Here is a 15,845-nt window from a genome sequence, read left to right as displayed (position 1 = left end):
GAACGTGATTATGTCGAAGACAGTTAAACTAATTTTGTGTTTAATAATACCAATAATAGGATTTATTTTTTATATTAAGGATCATTATTTTCACACCGGCTATGTAGAAGAAAATGTTGAAGTCAATTTTGAACCATTTTTCAGTTCACAACCAGCCACCGTTTCAGAATTAACTGACTTCGATAGAGGAGTGTTGAAAGTTTGTGGAGATTGGGGAGCACATCCAGATAAAGAAGATTTCAAAATTTTACTTAGTTGTCCGCAGCATCAAGAAGTAGTGAAAGGAATATATAAGTGATTACGCCAGATGCGGATTTGGAGTTACTTAAAGATGAACTGGCTAACATTTGGTTTACAAATAGTGGAAGTGAAAAAGAAACTATAGGGTTTGGACATATTTTTTGTGGTGAGCCAAACGATAAATTAGGTGGTATGCATTTTGTAGGTAGATATGTTGAAGCTCAAGAGGATAAATGGGCAGTTGGAATCCTGTGCAATGAATCAGATATTAAGCCGCCGGTTTATACATTTGGAATGAAATATTTGGGTAAGGATGGGGAAGTGAAAGTTAAATGCCCAAATGGATACACATATAACCTTCATGCCGATAATTTCTGCAACTAAGGCGTTTAAGGAATTAGGAAAAGATGGAATGTGTCTATATGAAATGGAAGATGACAATTATCAATCAGTGTTTGTAAGAAAGAATGATGCTATACTCACGTTCTATCCTGACTTAACACCAAAATGTGATGATAAGAGTACTTATTGTAGTTGCGGTAAATCTTAATTTCAAAACCAATAGGGTGAACAAATGATAAAAATGCTATAGGGTGTAGCAAATCTAAATGAGTTAAAATTTTGATTAAAGGGTTTTGTGAATAATAATGAAGAAGGGCATTATTCGTCTAATAAAAGCAATTCAATACTCTTGTGAAGGAATAAAATCAGCTTTTATATCAGAAATTGCGTTCAGACAGGAGTTACTGCTTTTTATAGTATGTGTCTCAATTTTGTTTGTTTTGGATGTAAGTAATCTAGAACGTGCAGTAATGATAAGCAGCCTATTCCTGGTGTTAATTGTGGAAATTGTTAACACTGCTTTTGAAACGACAATTGAGCGTATTTCCAGTGAACAACACATACTTTCAAAAAAGGTGAAAGATCTAGGTAGTGCAGCAGTTTTTCTTTCATTAATTAACTTCCTGATAACATGGATGATAATATTGATAGGTTAATACGAATGTTATTAAGATATGTTGTCAAACTCACCAATTAAAGTTTTTATATCTTGCGGTAAATCAGAGACAAATTCCATGTATTCCTTACTTTTTGGGTGGTATAAGCCCAGTGTATAAGCATGTAGTGCTTGTCTATTGAAATTACGAATGAAACTAGAGTTTTTAGCATATTTTGTGCTTTTACTACTATTTTTTCCATAAACTTGATCACCAACTATGGAATGTCCTATGTGGCTCATGTGGACTCGAATTTGGTGTGTTCTGCCTGTCTCTAAAGTGCATTTAACGAGGCTTACTTGTCCTATAACTTTTTGCACTAAATAGTGAGTGATTGCTAATTTGCCTGTGATTTTTGTTACACACATCATTTCTTTATTACCGCGTTTGGGAGCAATGTTAGTTTTTATCGTGCCTTGCTGAGAAGATAATGTTCCCCAAACTACTGCTAAGTATTCCCGCTTTATTTTGCGATTCGATAACAATTCAGACAAAAAACTATGGGCTGCTTCATTTTTTGCAATTACCATTAGCCCACTAGTATCTTTATCGAGTCTATGAACAATTCCTGGTCTTACATTAAGGTGAGCGATAACTGCGTTCAAAAGCGTATCATTGTTTGTCCCAGCACCTGGGTGCACTGTTAATCCACTTTGTTTACTCAGAACTATAATGTCCTCATCTTCATAGACGATATTAAGTTTTATGTCATAATTAGGCTCAATTGATGTGGATATGTCAGGTTGAACGAGATGCACCACATATTCTTCATCTGGTTTTACTATGTAGTCATTATTAATTATCGGTGTGCCAAGTAATTTCACCTGCTCATTTTGTATCAATCTTTGCGCTTTGCTGCGTGATATGTTGCATTTTTCAGCTATATAGGTGTCTAACCTTAATTTCTCTTTATCATTATTAACACTTAAGGTTATTATTGAGTAATCTATAGTGATTTACCCCGCGCCATTTCCCATGCTGCTTGAACATTTGGGTCTGTAAACATTGTTGCACTAGACTCAATTTGCAGATCACCTTGTTTTTTAATATGGCAAATTGTTTGAGAGCCATCTTTCCAGTAGATTGTAACTTTATTATCAAAATCTCGTAATGTTGCCTCAACCTTTTTTTCTTTATTATCTTTTTCTTCCAGCTTAATAGATTCTAATAAATAATATAAGAATTCACTTGGTTTGCCGTTGATTTTTTCTTTCCATTCATCTGTTTTTTCTTGTTCAGATTTTTTTTGCTCTAACTTTTCCTTCTTTTGCTGCAGCTTATTTTGTTCTGCTTCCAGCTCTAACTTTCTAACTGTGTCACGTAGTTCTTTGACTTTATTTTCTAATACTAATAATTTATTAGTATTATTTCCATTGTTAGCTTCTAAATCAGGCGTACTTGGTTGAGCTTGCTTCTTTTTTATTTCTTCTAATTCATTCCTTACTACGTTTAATTGCTCCTTCAATTCCGTTTTTTCCTCTTCTGTATCCTCTTTTAACTTTTTTAGCATGCTAAGGAACTCGTTATTATTAGACTGCGTAGTTGATTGAAGCCAGCCTACAAAGCGGCTTGGTTCAAATCGTTCAATTTTATCTTCAGCAATTTTAATAGCATTCTCTAACCTAGAAAAAGTACCTTCAATATCTAGTGAATGTGCTTTTTTTGTCAATTCTTTAGTGTTGTTTAAAACTTCTGAAATTTCTGCATGTAGCCAATCTAAATCTTTTTTGATGTCTTCTCTGATTTTTTTTAGGTGATCAAGCGTTTCTTTAATGTTAATATTTGCAGGCTTTAAAAGACTATTATCAAGTAAATCGCAAGCTTTTTTAAGGTTACTGTCAAATGAGTTGCAAAGCGGACTAAGTAGTTTTTTCATTAGAGATATTAGTTCATTTTCCCTTTTACCAAGCTTATTTTCTACTACTGATACAACCATGCCCTTTCCAGACCAGTATGGAAATAGAAGACCTAAAGAACTGTGTTTTCTAATAGTATGATTTTCATGATCCACGCTATTACTTATTAGATTGCTAAGTGTTGATATGATGCATAAAAGAATAGCGACTAATAAAGCTATTAATATTATTGGAGCATTAATGGATTGTGATATTGCTGAAACTACTATAGTAGTACCAAATACATATGATCCAGTAAACAAGAGAATCCTATTTCTATTTTCTGCTTCTATATCTTCTAGTATTTCTCTCTGCGTCTTAGAAATTGGTAAAACTATTGAAAGCTTTTCCCCCTTTTTATCTAAATTTGTTACAATTTCAATTTTTTTAGCTTCTTGAGCAATCTGGCTGTACTGTTCATCAACTTGATAGTTTCCTATTTTTTTATCTATTTCATTCTCTTTTATTTTTTGTGTATTTATAAAGTTTATAACAGCAGTAAATAAGAGAACTATAAGAGGAATAAAGGCAAGAGGTGCTGGCGTGAACGCAAACCCAGCAATACTTACTGTAACAGGCTGAATAGAAAAGGCAGTAAATGCTATAAGAGTAGCAATGGTACTTGCTATCGATATAGTACCAGAATACTTTCTTATAGAGCTCAAAATTCTACTGGGCTGGTCAGAAAGTTTTCTAAATCCTAAAAAATCAAAATAGTCTTTGAAAGGATCTTGAGTGTCTGTAACCATAACATTTTTCTAGTTTAAACTTATTTAGGTATACGTTAACCAAACCTTAAAATCAAGTTTCTTAATTTTTCAACATGTGCCAAGGCCTATTGGAGCGCACTGTATTAATCTTTACGTAACGATTTGTTAACCAAACAGAATGTGTGCCATACGTTTCTAGATCAGCATGTTTAATAATTTTAGCGTTGCAAGCTGAATAGTCGAATTCACTTAATTGAATTGTTAAATCAACTTTATCACAATTTTCTGAAATATCTTCTTTTTTATAAGCTAGCAGCACTAATTTATTATTTCCTTTATTATATATGCAGCCATAATCGTTACACTTTAGCCTTTTATCTGAGTTATTGTATTTTTTATGATTCAAAATTTGGTTCTGCCCATTTTGCTTCGCCCATGTTTTGACAACAAAGTTCCTATTTTTTCTGGTGAGAGAATATAGTAAGTTATCACTCTCCTTTGCAGCAACATTATCAGCATTTATCAAGATATCAGGAGTTCTATACATAGCACTAGAGAAAATACCCAGCACAATAAAGAAAATTCCGAAGAAACGCCAATTTCTTTCCCACAAGCACAGCCACAATAACCCAAATGTTATTATAATAATTGATGAGGCAGGAAAAGTACGAATGGGAATAACCAAATACTGAAGACTAGCGATTGCATTTGTTATATACAAAATGCTGTCAATTGGGCGCTCTATAAATGGCGCTATAATCCATTCAACACCCAAAGGAATCAACAAAACATAGATTATTCCAAGTGGAATAATAATTAATGTAACTATTGGTATAGCAACTAAATTTGTGATAATGCCACTAATTGAAAAATAATTAAAATTATATATCGTATACGGAACAGTTGCTAAACTTGCTATTACTGAGCTGATCATTATCGACACAAAATATTTCATTATTTTTATTTTGAACAACTTATTAGCATTAATTTGATAACTGGCAACCAGTGCCAAAACAGCAAAAAATGACATCTGAAAGCCAGGCTTTAAAATTGCTTCTGGTTCTACTGAGAGTATCACTGAAGCAGCAAACGCAATTGCTATTAACCCTCGATACTTTCTCTCTATCATTATTGCAACGAGTACTAAATCACCATAATGTAGGCACGCTGAGCAGAAATTTGCATACCGATAATCAATAAATAAAACGTGGTTGGCAAGATAGTAAGGAATGCAGATATTTTCTTGGTGTTATACTTAAGAGTCAAAGTTTCAGATATTGCGAATAAATTACGAAACACTACAAAAAACAGACCAGCAACAAATGATAAATGCAAACCAGATATGGCAAACAAATGTGCTATACCTGAATCTCGTATCGCGTCCATAGTTTTTTGATCTATGCCATCTTTTTTACCGATCAGTAATGCAGAGATTATATCCGCATGTGGTTTTTTGATATTTTGCTGCAGGTTTTCATAAATGTATTGACGGAAAGATTCTATATACTCTAGAAATTGCCTTGCTTCAGCCTTTTTGTGTAGGGCTATTTTGCTTGTTGCAAAACCTGTTGCACTTATTTTCTGGTAATATGCTATTCTTGCAAAATCGTATGCATACTCCGAAGGTGCAATCTTTAGAGGGAAGAGTTTTGCTGATAATTTTACTTGATCGCCTGTTTTAATGCCTTTTTCCACTTTGGTTCTAACTGATATTCTGATGTTATCTAGAGCTCTATCCGGTGTCATTCCAGCGCGTGACGCTGGAATCCATATCTTTTTTTTCTGGATCCCAGTATCAAGTACTGGGATGACAAAAGGGGGCACTGGGATGACAAAAGGGGGCGCTGGGATGACAGGAGAGGATTTTGAGATAGTAGGGGATTTTTCAACAGAAAGCAGAAATTGTTTATATGAGCCCCTGTCGTTAATATCCTTCACTGTGGCAACGATATTTTTTACATACCTCTCTTTATCAAGAATTTGAGTATCAACTAAAGCTGTTCTTAATTTACTGGCTGTAAATCCTATGAGCACTGCAATTAAAGCAATGCATAATATTGCGTACTTTCTGTATAATATTGCAATCAAAATTAGTGTGGGTAAAAGCAAAAGAAAAATAGATATGCAGCTTGGTTCAAAACTTAGGGAAAAATATGTTAAAATTCCTGCACACTGAAGAACAGGAAACCACAGTATCAAGTTATATTGTTCATTGCGCAGATTGTTACGTATATAACTAACTATTATGTCAAGAAAAGTTAATAAGTGTGTCGATATTTGCATGTGGTGAAATTTTATTTTTCTTTTTTCATTATTTGTATATATAATAACTAAATAAGCAACGACGCGGGATGGAGCAGCTCGGTAGCTCGTCAGGCTCATAACCTGAAGGTCGTAGGTTCAAATCCTACTCCCGCAACCATTTTTAAGGATATAGTTGTTCCACTTTCCAATCGCTTCCCTCAACAAGAGTGTATCTAAATCTAATATGCTTCCTATATTCACCTTCTTGCCAAAATTCAATTACTTTTGGGATTACGCAAAATCCCACCCAAAAATCAGGACGAGAAACTTGTGTATTGTGAAATTCTTTTTCCTTCAATTTTATAGCTTGCTCAAAATCTTGCCAATCTTTCAGAATGCTCGATTGTTTTGAGCACCATGCGCTAATTTGACTACCCAGCGCTCGAGAAGAGAAGTATTTGTCAGTTCTTTCATCGTTTAGAAGTTTAACCTCTCCTTCAATTCGCACTTGCCTAGCAAATTCTATCCAATGAAACACTAACGCAGCTTTGGGGTTCTCAGTCAATTCTTTCCCTTTTTTACTGTTTACGTTAGTGAAAAACACAAAACCTTCTTTGCTATATTCCTTTAGTAATACCACTCTTGCAGATGGAATACAGTCTTTGCTACAAGTTGCTAGCGTCATTGCAGCTGGTTGTTCACACGGAGAATTAAGTACTGCTTTGTACCACTTTGAAAACAAATCAAATGGATCTTTTTCAAGTGAAAATATCATATCAAAAAATAAAATCTTAATTCTGGCACGCGTTGCAAAAATAAGTGCTACGGCCATTTTGTCGTATAAGTGTTATGATATTATTGCAAATCTTGCAAGGTTTTTGAACTTTACCATATACGTAAAAGTTATTTTGAAAGTATCCAGCAGATCCAGATGGCTGTGCATAATCTTTCAGTGTTGAACCACCTGCAGCAATTGCATCACTCAGAGTATTTTTTATTTCAGCAGCAAGTTTTTCGCACTCTCTATAGGTCAAGTTTTTTGCTGACCTGAGTGGTGATATACGGGCTCTAAACAAGCTCTCAGAAGCATATATGTTGCCTACGCCAACTATTGATTTATTGTCCATTAACGCTGATTTGATATTCACTTTTTTGTTTTTCAGCAACTCCTGTAAATAGTCTCCACTGAATTCATCCGTGAGGGGCTCTATTCCAAAATCGCTAAAAAAATCCGTTTCTTGTTCTTTATTTAAAACGATAACTAATCCAAATCTTCTTGGGTCATTAAAAATTATTGAAGTATTGTCAGAAAATAAAAATACCACGTGATCATGCTTATTCCGCATTTGATCGTGGTCAGCATATATAAGCTTTCCGCTCATGCCAAGATGTATGATTACAGCCACACTACCATCTGTATTCCAGATGGTATACTTACCTCTACGCTTGATGTTGCGTATGACTTTGCCCTTTAGCATATCATCAATATTTTTTGTTATTGGGGCACGTAAATTCCAATTATTCACTATAACATTACTGATTTGCTTGTTTTTAATTTTATCAAGCAAAAAATTAGAGATTACTTCCACTTCCGGTAGTTCTGGCATGATACCTCCTTCAAAACTTAAGTTTCTGATGGTAATTTTGTCGTTCTCAAATACATTCGAGTATTCTGCGGTGCTTTCTCCTAAAAATTCCTCACCACAAACGAGTTTTGAAAGGGTTCTCTGTCTACTCTGTTGCTGCTTTTTTCTTTTCAAAATATTTTGCTTTAAAGCTTTCGCTAATCTTTTTTTCTCCTCTTCTTTTTCCTTATTCTTTTTTGTGTTATTCATTATCATAATATATAAACTTGCCGTTGTAGCTCAGGTGGTAGAGTACGTCATTGGTAATGACGAGGTCCCAAGTTCGAGTCTTGGTAACGGCACACTGATTATACTTATAATATTGCATAACTTGTAAGCAAGGCTTAGAAGAAAGTTACAGAGGTAAGTTGTCATGCTTTTTCCATATCCTTTCTACCTTCTTGTTTTTGAGTAGCTCTAATGCTTTACAAAAGTGATACCTTGTTTTACTTGGCACTATAATGTCATCAATGTATCCATATGATGCAGCAAAAAATGGGTTAGCAAATTTTTCTTTATATTCTTTAATTAACGTTTGCTGATCTTTTTCGTGTCGAAATATAATCTCAACTGCACTTTCAGGGCCCATCACAGCTATTTCAGCAGTTGGCCAGGCATAATTTATATCACCTTTTAGATGTTTCGAATTCATAACAATGTATGCACCACCATACGCTTTTCTAGTGATAAGGCTAATTTTCGGCACGGTCGCTTCAGCGTAAGCGTAAAGCAGTTTCGCTCCGTGTTGTATTATATTATTGTATTCTTGATTTGTACCCGGCAAAAATCCTGGAACATCAATAAGTGTGATGATCGGAATGTTAAATGCGTCACAAAACCTTACAAACCTCGCAGCTTTTCTTGAAGAATCAATATCCAAACATCCTGCAAGGTGCATAGGTTGATTTGCAACAATACCGACAGTATTTCCTCCAATTCTACCAAAACCAGTTATGATATTACGAGCAAAATCAGGTTTCAGTTCAAAGAAATTCCTTTCATCACAAACTTTTTCAATGAGTTCATACATATCATAAGGAGTATTAGGATTGGTAGGAATTAGAGTGTTTAAGGATTCATCAATGTCGTCAACATCATTACAGATTGGTGCAGATTTTGGTGATTCTTGATTATTTGCTGGTAAGAAAGTAAAGAATTCACGCATTTTTAGCAGCATTTCAACATCATTATTGAATGCAAAATCCGCTACTCCTGTTTTGCTTGTATGAATTTTTGCTCCACCGAGGTCTTCGAAACTTACATCTTCGTAGGTAACCTTTTTTACTACATCTGGCCCGGTTATAAACATATATGAACTGTTTTTCACCATGAAAGTAAAGTCAGTTAATGCTGGGGAATAAACTGCACCTCCTGCACATGGGCCCATAATTAAAGAAATTTGTGGTATAACACCCGATGCATTTACGTTTCTTTGAAAAATTTCTCCATAACCAGCAAGAGAATTTACTCCTTCCTGAATTCTGGCTCCACCAGAATCATTTAGTCCGATAATTGGAACTCTGGCATTAATTGCCATATCCATAATTTTGCATATTTTTTTTGCATGTGACGCACCAAGTGAACCACCAAAGACAGTAAAATCCTGAGAATAAACAAAAACTTTTCTGCCATAAATAGTACCATGACCAATCACTACCCCATCACCTAAAAAATTAGCATTTTGCATGCCAAAATCATTTGCATGATGTTTTACGAATTTATCGTATTCTGCAAAAGAACTTTCATCGAGCAATATACTGAGCCTTTCTCTAGCAGTTAATTTCCCTTTTTCATGTTGTTTGGTAATCCTGTCAGAACCGCCTCCTTTTTCAGCTTCTAGTGCTTTGGTTTTTAGATTTTCTAGTATTTTAAAGTCTTGCATACAATAAAGTAGTTTTCAAATTAGTTGTAGACTTTATTAAGTTTACAAACCCTACTAACTATACACATACACTATTGCTATATGCAACAATGTATGTATGATAATTGTTAATGCTCTGGTGATTCATGGTCACTACTTTGAAAATGTTGCGATGTGTCAACTCTTTTCATATTAGAAAGAGGTGGACTAACTGCACTGCTTTTCGTTTGTGCAAAACTTTTAGCAGCTTCAACAACCTTGCTTATACGAGGTTCTTTTTCTAGCTCTTTTAGGTACTTTGAGAAGATTTCACAACTTTTGTCATCCATATGTACCATTATTTTACCAAAACTTTCAGCTTTTTCAGAAGATAAAATCATTTCGATCTTTTCATCGCCTACCCTAAAGGTCATTTTTACTTTGCCTTGCATATCATGATATTGCCAGCTTTTTATTCAGATTAGATTATCTCCTTCTCCTATTCGCAATGCACCATATTCTAAGTCCTTAAATTCCGGGGAGTTCATAAATTTTGCAGGAGTGATCACACTTTTTTCTGGACACTGTACATAATAAAATTTATTATCTCTTTCTACTACAATTCCTTTTTTTTGTCATTTTCAATACTATCACTTACAATTTGTTTTAGACGTGACAAATATTCGCCGCGTTCTTTCAGTATATCTTCTGGCAATAATCTCCGAACTTCTTGGCTCACATCAGTGCCTGTTGAAACTAGATTAAACATTTCTAACATAAGAGGCCGTAGTTTTTCTTTTCCAGTCTCAGTAACATTTTTATCTTGCTCCATGAGGTGGTATAAGATCAGTATCGAATAATCTATTATTGATGACTTTTTTCTCCTTGGAATACATCAACACTAAACATGACCTTGTGCTTTTTTGCATCGTCTATAGATTTTTGAAGTCTCTTTGCTATGTTTTCGATAGCTTCATCATTAGGTAAGTGTTCAGGCAATGGCGTCAACTTAAGGAAAAATATCAGCGATAGTGTATAAAATTTCTCTCCAAATTTTTTATCATTAAATTATCCAAAGAGTGCAAGGGACAGCACTTTTGTTTCTATTTTATTGCAACAAAAAAGTTTAAAATGTGTCTTTTTTAGGTGAGGCATGCAAAAAGGAAAAGATCTTATCTTACAAATTAAAAATGCAATATACTCGAAAACTTTTCAGAAAATCCATTGTGTTGAGTTTTACACGAACAAGAAAACTTCCTTTTTCGACAGTATTTTCTATGATTTTAAAGTTAGTTAAAAAAAGTTTGGGAATAGAATGTGAACTTATGGAGCCATTGACATGTACCCTCAAAGCAAGCTTTTTCTAAAGCAAGGTATAAGATTTGCCATACAGGCTTTTTCAAGAATTTAAGCATCCAAACAGCCTATCAGGATGAACCTGAGTTGAGAGGCTATAGACTTATTGCAGCAGATGGTTCTGGTATGAGATTACCCAGCTCTGGGGAAATTGTATCCGAGTTTGAACCAAATGGAACAACAGGCACCATTGGCAATTTGTTTGTTGATTTGTGTACTTCATTGATTTGCAGTGCTCGTCTTGCAGCTTGGAATATAGGTGAACAAACGTTGGCGGCAGAGCAATTACCCGAAGTTATCACTCAAATGCGTTTATTAAATCAAGAGAAATTATTATTTATCTATGATCGTCTTCAGTAAAATTCATTCAGCAGCATTATAATTTGGAAGTAGATTTTATTTTTCGCTTGCAAAAAAGAAATTATAGTAAGCTATGGGAACGCTGGCGAATTAGATTTTGATTTTATATTAGAAAATGAAAAGCTAAAAATAAAATGAAAGGACAGAAAGTAAGAGTTATAGTGCTGACATTAGCCAACTGAGAAACAGAGTTTTTGACCGAGACTTTGGAGCAAAGCTTATGTGTTAAGGTGGCACATAGAGGAGTGCTATAAACGACTCAAAGTAGGAGCAGAGTTAGAGAATTTTTCTGGAGAGGCTGTATTACAAGAATTTTGGGCAAACTTGGTCATGTGCAATATATTATCGCTTCATATGTGTGATGCACAAGGGCCTTGGAACCCAGATCAAATTACTGATACCAATTCCCACTGCACAATAAACGGATAGATAACAATGGAAAAAAAGCCATACTATTGCCTTTCTTTCTCACTCCACAATTAAATAACTCTACAATATCGCTTATTTGATTCACTAATAATGAGAATTGGTATGAGTATCGTTTAAATTTTTCAGTTTTATTTGGTGTAATGAGGCAGAAACTCTATCAGGTACTTATTGCGCCAAAAAACTTTCAAGCCCTTTTTAAGTATACGCGCTAAAGTTAAAATCCGACCGGGACAGCCGCAATAAAGTAGATAAGCCTAAACGCCATCATGTCTTTAGGAGAGTTTGCTAATGAAAGTTCTTAAGTTGACGCCATTGGCTGAACGGATACGGAATGACACCATCCTTTTTTCTGGATTCCAGACTGGAATGACACCTCTGGACACTTCCGTCGTAAAGGAACCAGTGTCAGCTACTCGGATGACACCTTTTTTCTACTTAGTTTGGGTTATGCAAGAAGTCTAATGAAGTGAAAATAAATTTATTTACCAAAATAGAGTTGCCTTGGTCTACAGATCTTAGTTTCTTTATCATTTATCATTTCATACCACTGAGTAACCCAACCAGTGGTTCTTGCAAGTGCAAAAATAGGCGTGAACATATTTGAGGGGATATCAATAGCATTCATTATTATACCTGAGTAAAAATCAACATTTGGATATAACTTACGCACGATAAAATATTCATCCTTTAAAGCTATTTCTTCAAGTTTTTTTGCAATTTTAAGCAGTTCATTATTTTGTTCTAGTTTACTTAGAACCTCATGGCAAGCGCCTTCCAATATACGCGCGCGCGGATCATAATTTTTATAAACACGATGTCCAAATCCCATCAATTTAAATGGATCTTTATCATCTTTAGCTTTTTCGATGAATTTATCTATATCTCCACTTTGCTCTATCTCTTTTAGCATATTTATAACTGCCTCATTAGCTCCACCATGTGCTGGTCCCCAAAGTGTAGCAACTCCTGCAGAGAGGCTTGCAAACAGATTAGAACCAGCCGATCCCACCAATCTGACAGCCGCCGTAGAAGCATTCTGTTCATGATCAGCATGGAGAGTAAATATTTTATCCAGAGCTTTTGCAAAAAGGGCGCTTTTATCATTATCAACAGCATCGCCAAATATCATCTTTAAGAAATTTTCACTGTAACTTAATTCATTGTTAGCATTTATGAATTCCTGATTGTTGATATGCCTATAAATCATTGCAATAATTGTGGAAACTTGCGCTATTGCAGAAATTCCAAAATCTAGGTCTTCACCATTGACATTGTTGCCATGCTTTTCATGATAAGATGCTGACAAACTTGCAAAACATGCAACTAAGATTGACATAGGGTGAGCAGTTTTTGGAAATGCTTTAATTACATTTGTAACTTGCTCTGATACTTTGGATGATTCTTGTATTTTGAGAAGAAATTTTTTGTGTTGCTCTGAACTGGGTAATTCACCATAGAGCAATAAATAAATCACAGCAGTAAAATTATTATTCTCTGCCAAATCAGCTATATTATGTCCCCTATATTTAAGAACTCCTTCATCTCCATCAATGAATGTAATTGTAGAAGAGCATGAAGCTGTAGAAACAAACCCTGGATCGTAAGTGAATAATCCTGTCATCTTATATAAATCCTTGATATTTAACACATCAGGACCTGTTGTTCCGCTTAATACAGGTAGCTCGATTTTTAATCCATTACTTAGTTCTAATAGCACTTTTTTATCCATCACTTAAGCTACTTAAATTTTATACAGAATATACAAACTGAGGAGTATATATTAATACAGTTAACTTTACATTAACCGTATTAAGCGGTCATCAATGCTTTTACTTTTGCATTTAAGCGACTTATTTTACGCGCAGCGGTATTCCTATGAATAACACCTTTATTCACACACTTGTGTAAATTAGATTCAGCATTCCGAAATGCCAGAACAACATTTTCTTTGTCGCCAGACTTGATTATATCAACCAAATTTCTAATAGCAGTGCGAGTTTTACTTTTCCGCATCTTATTTATTAAAGTGCGCTTTGCTATTACCTTTATCATTTTTTTAGCACTCTTATGATTTGCCATATATTAATACCTAAAATACTGTACTTTTCTTTTAATTATAAAGTTTTTTTGTTAATTTGCAATATCAGTTTTTCCTATGGTTAATCTACTGCTTCTCTCTTCAATAATTTTTTCTAAACTTTGCAAGAATTCATTTTTGTTTAACCCAGGATATATTGGGGGCAATATTTCTATTACTGCCTTTCCGGGATTCTTTCTCAGAGAAAGTATGCTTTTTGGCCAAAACAAACCAGTGTTTAAAGCAACCGGTAACACAGGAACAGATAATACGCTATATAAAGCAGCAATACCTGGTTGATATTTTATATTTTGGTTTATAGTTGTTCTTGTACCTTCAGGAAATATTATTATGCTTCTATTTTCTTTTATACGCATTTTTGCTAGTTTGATTATATGGCGTATAGAACTGATACCATCTGAACGGTTAATAAAAATCATTTTCAGCGCTATAAGATGCAAACCAATGAATGGAATCCATTTCAATTCACGTTTTAAAATAAAAACCGCTTTTCTAAATAGTAGTATAAAAATAAATGTTTCAAATGGAGATTGGTGTTTAGATGCAATGATAAAAGGTTGCTTAGGGATGTTTTCCATTCCCCTCACTTCATATTTAATGCCACATAATAAACGCAGCATGAATAATACAACTCTCACCGAACAGACGAGGAAAATGGTTATTACACACTCAGAAAAGAAAATTACAGGGAGAGTAATGAAAGTATAGAATACCTCCCATAATATAAGAAAGAAATTAAACAATAAACTTGAAATCACAAACTCACATAAATTTATTTAAATTTAACTTTATTACAAATTAAAAACAATAAATTTAATTATTGATCATCTGAGTAATAGGATGCGAATCAGCTAATTTGTCCTTTAACTTTTCGTTAGCAATATGAGTATATATTTGTGTTGTAGAAAGGTTAGTATGGCCAAGAACTTTCTGTATCAACACAATATTTACTCCGCTATTTAGTAGATGGGTAGCAAAAGAATGCCTAACCGCGTGTGGAGAGATCTTATTTTCATCAATATTGCATTTTCTTGCCAACTCCTTCATTAATTGACCGACCCTCTGCCTTGTAATTGGTTTATTAGGTTTATCACCTGGGAATAGCCAATCGGATTCCTTTTCTTTAGAGATCAGATTATCACGAACTGATAAATAATTTCTAAGGCTCTGCAATGCTTGTTCATTAAAAAGAATTTGCCTCTCTCTACCACTTTTTCCTTTTATTATTATATAGCATTCTTTGTTATTACTGTTTATTAAATGTGACACTTCACATAATTTCATACTAATTAGTTCAGAAACACGCATTCCAGAAGAGTAAAGGATATCTAAAATCGCACATAGCCTTTTACTGCTTATCTCTTTATTCGATTCGCTTGCTGATTTTCTCACTGTGTCCATTAGCAAAAATATTTCTTCGACACTTAAATACTTAGGCAAAGGACGAGAAACTTTTGGATTCTTTAATTCAGCATCATTAGCCGGCGCTGGATTAAAATCTATTATTCCGTCATTAAATAGACACTTGTAAAAATTTTTCATAGCGGATATTTTTCTTGATATAGAGCTACTTTTATATTTTTTTTGTGTACATAAAGATTTCACATAATCTTTAATATTGGTTTTGTTTACACCAACCAAGGTAGTGCCGCTTTCCAATAAAAATTCTTCAAACTGGTGTAAATCCGAACGATAACTTTCCAGAGTATTTTGTGCAGCGGACCTCTCTGAAGCTAAAGCATCTATGTAATATGTTATGTAAAGATTTTCTTTTTTATTTTGCGACTGTTTATTTTTCATTATCAGTTCCTATATTTATTTCTTTGGCTATAATTTGATTAGAAGTGTTCCCTGTGTTTCTTATGAGAAAATATGAGACAAATAAAGCATTTATCAATAGAGTGAACATCACAAACTTTTGCTTTAACCTTTTTCTTAAATTTAATCTTACTCTTATCATAGTTAAATTATAACGTTAAATCTATAAAAAACACCTTATAAAGTGAGCTCTACTATAAATATAGAATACTTCTTAGCTGTATCTATCTAT

The 15,845-nt window shown here is 34.0% G+C and carries 15 protein-coding genes, 2 tRNA genes and 4 pseudogenes; 7 read left to right on the top strand and 14 right to left on the bottom strand.

All coding sequences use genetic code 11. From position 1 onward, the window contains the following. Nucleotides 1-10 precede the first annotated feature (10 nt). Both J4T77_RS07655 and J4T77_RS06120 read left to right on the top strand, forming a co-directional pair. Nucleotides 11-790, top strand: a pseudogene (locus J4T77_RS07655) (EndoU domain-containing protein). A gap of 97 nt (nt 791-887) precedes the next feature. Next, nucleotides 888-1,238 (top strand): diacylglycerol kinase, encoded by a 351-nt coding sequence (locus tag J4T77_RS06120; RefSeq protein ID WP_007549043.1) that lies wholly within the window; start codon nt 888-890, stop codon nt 1,236-1,238. 11 nt (nt 1,239-1,249) lie between these two features. Here the strand turns inward: J4T77_RS06120 and J4T77_RS06115 are convergent, their stop codons facing one another. The 3 genes and pseudogenes from J4T77_RS06115 to J4T77_RS07310 all read right to left on the bottom strand — a co-directional run bounded on the left by J4T77_RS06115 (nt 1,250) and on the right by J4T77_RS07310 (nt 6,126). Next, nucleotides 1,250-2,194, bottom strand: a complete 945-nt coding sequence (locus J4T77_RS06115) for an RluA family pseudouridine synthase (RefSeq protein ID WP_038227940.1) — start codon at nt 2,192-2,194, stop codon at nt 1,250-1,252. Further along, nucleotides 2,185-3,882: a hypothetical protein gene (locus tag J4T77_RS06110; RefSeq protein ID WP_190321459.1), complete on the bottom strand. Its 1,698-nt coding sequence runs from the start codon at nt 3,880-3,882 to the stop codon at nt 2,185-2,187. Before J4T77_RS06110 ends, J4T77_RS06115 begins: the two co-directional genes overlap by 10 nt. Before the next feature lie 61 nt (nt 3,883-3,943). Next, nucleotides 3,944-6,126 (bottom strand): annotated as a pseudogene (locus J4T77_RS07310) (ComEC/Rec2 family competence protein). Nucleotides 6,127-6,188: 62 nt separating this feature from the next. Between J4T77_RS07310 and J4T77_RS06100 the strand changes: the two are divergent. Further along, nucleotides 6,189-6,265, top strand: a tRNA-Met gene (locus J4T77_RS06100). 3 nt (nt 6,266-6,268) lie between these two features. Here the strand turns inward: J4T77_RS06100 and pdxH are convergent. Together pdxH and mutM are read right to left on the bottom strand one after the other, a co-directional pair. Further along, on the bottom strand, nt 6,269-6,862 hold the full coding sequence (gene pdxH, locus J4T77_RS06095; protein WP_151807635.1) for a pyridoxamine 5'-phosphate oxidase: 594 nt from the start codon (nt 6,860-6,862) through the stop codon (nt 6,269-6,271). A 16-nt stretch (nt 6,863-6,878) separates the two neighbouring features. Further along, a complete protein-coding gene (gene mutM / locus J4T77_RS06090) occupies nt 6,879-7,694 on the bottom strand; it encodes a bifunctional DNA-formamidopyrimidine glycosylase/DNA-(apurinic or apyrimidinic site) lyase (protein WP_010963068.1) in 816 nt (271 codons plus the stop codon). A 247-nt stretch (nt 7,695-7,941) separates the two neighbouring features. Between mutM and J4T77_RS06085 the strand changes: the two genes are divergently transcribed. Beyond that, a tRNA-Thr gene (locus J4T77_RS06085) sits at nt 7,942-8,014 on the top strand. 53 nt (nt 8,015-8,067) lie between these two features. Here J4T77_RS06085 and J4T77_RS06080 read toward each other — a convergent pair. From J4T77_RS06080 to J4T77_RS07080, 4 genes are all read right to left on the bottom strand, one after another. After that, a complete protein-coding gene (locus J4T77_RS06080; protein WP_015589410.1) occupies nt 8,068-9,594 on the bottom strand; it encodes an acyl-CoA carboxylase subunit beta in 1,527 nt (508 codons plus the stop codon). Nucleotides 9,595-9,701: 107 nt separating this feature from the next. Then, nucleotides 9,702-10,004 (bottom strand): hypothetical protein, encoded by a 303-nt coding sequence (locus tag J4T77_RS06075; RefSeq protein ID WP_010963066.1) that lies wholly within the window; start codon nt 10,002-10,004, stop codon nt 9,702-9,704. Between the two features lie 164 nt (nt 10,005-10,168). Continuing rightward, nucleotides 10,169-10,384, bottom strand: a complete 216-nt coding sequence (locus J4T77_RS06070) for a hypothetical protein (protein WP_233641024.1) — start codon at nt 10,382-10,384, stop codon at nt 10,169-10,171. A gap of 32 nt (nt 10,385-10,416) precedes the next feature. Beyond that, entirely contained in the window at nt 10,417-10,551 is a 135-nt protein-coding gene (locus J4T77_RS07080) for a hypothetical protein (RefSeq protein WP_255324782.1), read from the bottom strand. A gap of 154 nt (nt 10,552-10,705) precedes the next feature. On the opposite strand from J4T77_RS07080, the pseudogene J4T77_RS06065 reads away from it, so the two are divergent. The 3 genes and pseudogenes from J4T77_RS06065 to J4T77_RS06055 all read left to right on the top strand — a co-directional run. Continuing rightward, nucleotides 10,706-11,664: pseudogene (locus J4T77_RS06065) on the top strand (transposase); the annotation flags it as partial. A gap of 137 nt (nt 11,665-11,801) precedes the next feature. After that, nucleotides 11,802-11,986: pseudogene (locus tag J4T77_RS06060) on the top strand (IS4-like element ISWosp8 family transposase); the annotation flags it as partial. After that, nucleotides 11,986-12,159 carry a hypothetical protein gene (locus J4T77_RS06055; RefSeq protein WP_179943778.1) on the top strand — a complete coding sequence of 58 codons (174 nt, stop codon included), beginning with the start codon at nt 11,986-11,988 and terminating at the stop codon, nt 12,157-12,159. The pseudogene J4T77_RS06060 and the gene J4T77_RS06055, both read left to right, overlap by 1 nt. 16 nt (nt 12,160-12,175) lie before the next feature. Here the strand turns inward: J4T77_RS06055 and J4T77_RS06050 are convergent, their stop codons facing one another. The 5 genes from J4T77_RS06050 to J4T77_RS06030 form a co-directional block, all read right to left on the bottom strand. Continuing rightward, complete coding sequence (locus J4T77_RS06050; protein WP_010081982.1) at nt 12,176-13,426, bottom strand: citrate synthase; 1,251 nt, start codon at nt 13,424-13,426, stop codon at nt 12,176-12,178. 80 nt (nt 13,427-13,506) lie between these two features. After that, complete coding sequence (gene rpsT / locus J4T77_RS06045) at nt 13,507-13,776, bottom strand: 30S ribosomal protein S20 (RefSeq protein WP_010081981.1); 270 nt, start codon at nt 13,774-13,776, stop codon at nt 13,507-13,509. Between the two features lie 51 nt (nt 13,777-13,827). Beyond that, nucleotides 13,828-14,553 (bottom strand): lysophospholipid acyltransferase family protein, encoded by a 726-nt coding sequence (locus J4T77_RS06040; RefSeq protein WP_010963063.1) that lies wholly within the window; start codon nt 14,551-14,553, stop codon nt 13,828-13,830. A gap of 55 nt (nt 14,554-14,608) precedes the next feature. Then, a complete protein-coding gene (locus tag J4T77_RS06035) occupies nt 14,609-15,595 on the bottom strand; it encodes a tyrosine recombinase (protein WP_190321456.1) in 987 nt (328 codons plus the stop codon). Continuing rightward, the gene (locus J4T77_RS06030) at nt 15,585-15,755 is read right to left on the bottom strand and encodes a hypothetical protein (protein WP_007549057.1); all 171 of its coding nucleotides are present in this window, start codon (nt 15,753-15,755) and stop codon (nt 15,585-15,587) included. The genes J4T77_RS06035 and J4T77_RS06030 overlap by 11 nt, the downstream gene beginning before the upstream one ends. Between the last annotated feature and the right edge of the window lie 90 nt (nt 15,756-15,845).

The organism is Wolbachia endosymbiont of Drosophila innubila (assembly GCF_021378375.1).
Taxonomy (GTDB): domain Bacteria; phylum Pseudomonadota; class Alphaproteobacteria; order Rickettsiales; family Anaplasmataceae; genus Wolbachia; species Wolbachia pipientis.
This window is presented reverse-complemented; position numbering and strand designations above follow the sequence as displayed.

What these genes read in the sequence shown, in the direction of transcription:
- mutM (WP_010963068.1), bottom strand. Translation starts at nt 7,694, where the DNA reads ATGCCAGAACTACCGGAAGTGGAAGTAATCTCTAATTTTTTGCTTGAT.
- pdxH (WP_151807635.1), bottom strand. Translation starts at nt 6,862, where the DNA reads ATGATATTTTCACTTGAAAAAGATCCATTTGATTTGTTTTCAAAGTGG.
- rpsT (WP_010081981.1), bottom strand. Translation starts at nt 13,776, where the DNA reads ATGGCAAATCATAAGAGTGCTAAAAAAATGATAAAGGTAATAGCAAAG.
- J4T77_RS06070 (WP_233641024.1), bottom strand. Translation starts at nt 10,384, where the DNA reads ATGGAGCAAGATAAAAATGTTACTGAGACTGGAAAAGAAAAACTACGG.
- J4T77_RS06050 (WP_010081982.1), bottom strand. Translation starts at nt 13,426, where the DNA reads ATGGATAAAAAAGTGCTATTAGAACTAAGTAATGGATTAAAAATCGAG.
- J4T77_RS06030 (WP_007549057.1), bottom strand. Translation starts at nt 15,755, where the DNA reads ATGATAAGAGTAAGATTAAATTTAAGAAAAAGGTTAAAGCAAAAGTTT.
- J4T77_RS06120 (WP_007549043.1), top strand. Translation starts at nt 888, where the DNA reads ATGAAGAAGGGCATTATTCGTCTAATAAAAGCAATTCAATACTCTTGT.
- J4T77_RS06035 (WP_190321456.1), bottom strand. Translation starts at nt 15,595, where the DNA reads ATGAAAAATAAACAGTCGCAAAATAAAAAAGAAAATCTTTACATAACA.
- J4T77_RS06075 (WP_010963066.1), bottom strand. Translation starts at nt 10,004, where the DNA reads ATGCAAGGCAAAGTAAAAATGACCTTTAGGGTAGGCGATGAAAAGATC.
- J4T77_RS06055 (WP_179943778.1), top strand. Translation starts at nt 11,986, where the DNA reads ATGAAAGTTCTTAAGTTGACGCCATTGGCTGAACGGATACGGAATGAC.
- J4T77_RS06080 (WP_015589410.1), bottom strand. Translation starts at nt 9,594, where the DNA reads ATGCAAGACTTTAAAATACTAGAAAATCTAAAAACCAAAGCACTAGAA.
- J4T77_RS06110 (WP_190321459.1), bottom strand. Translation starts at nt 3,882, where the DNA reads ATGGTTACAGACACTCAAGATCCTTTCAAAGACTATTTTGATTTTTTA.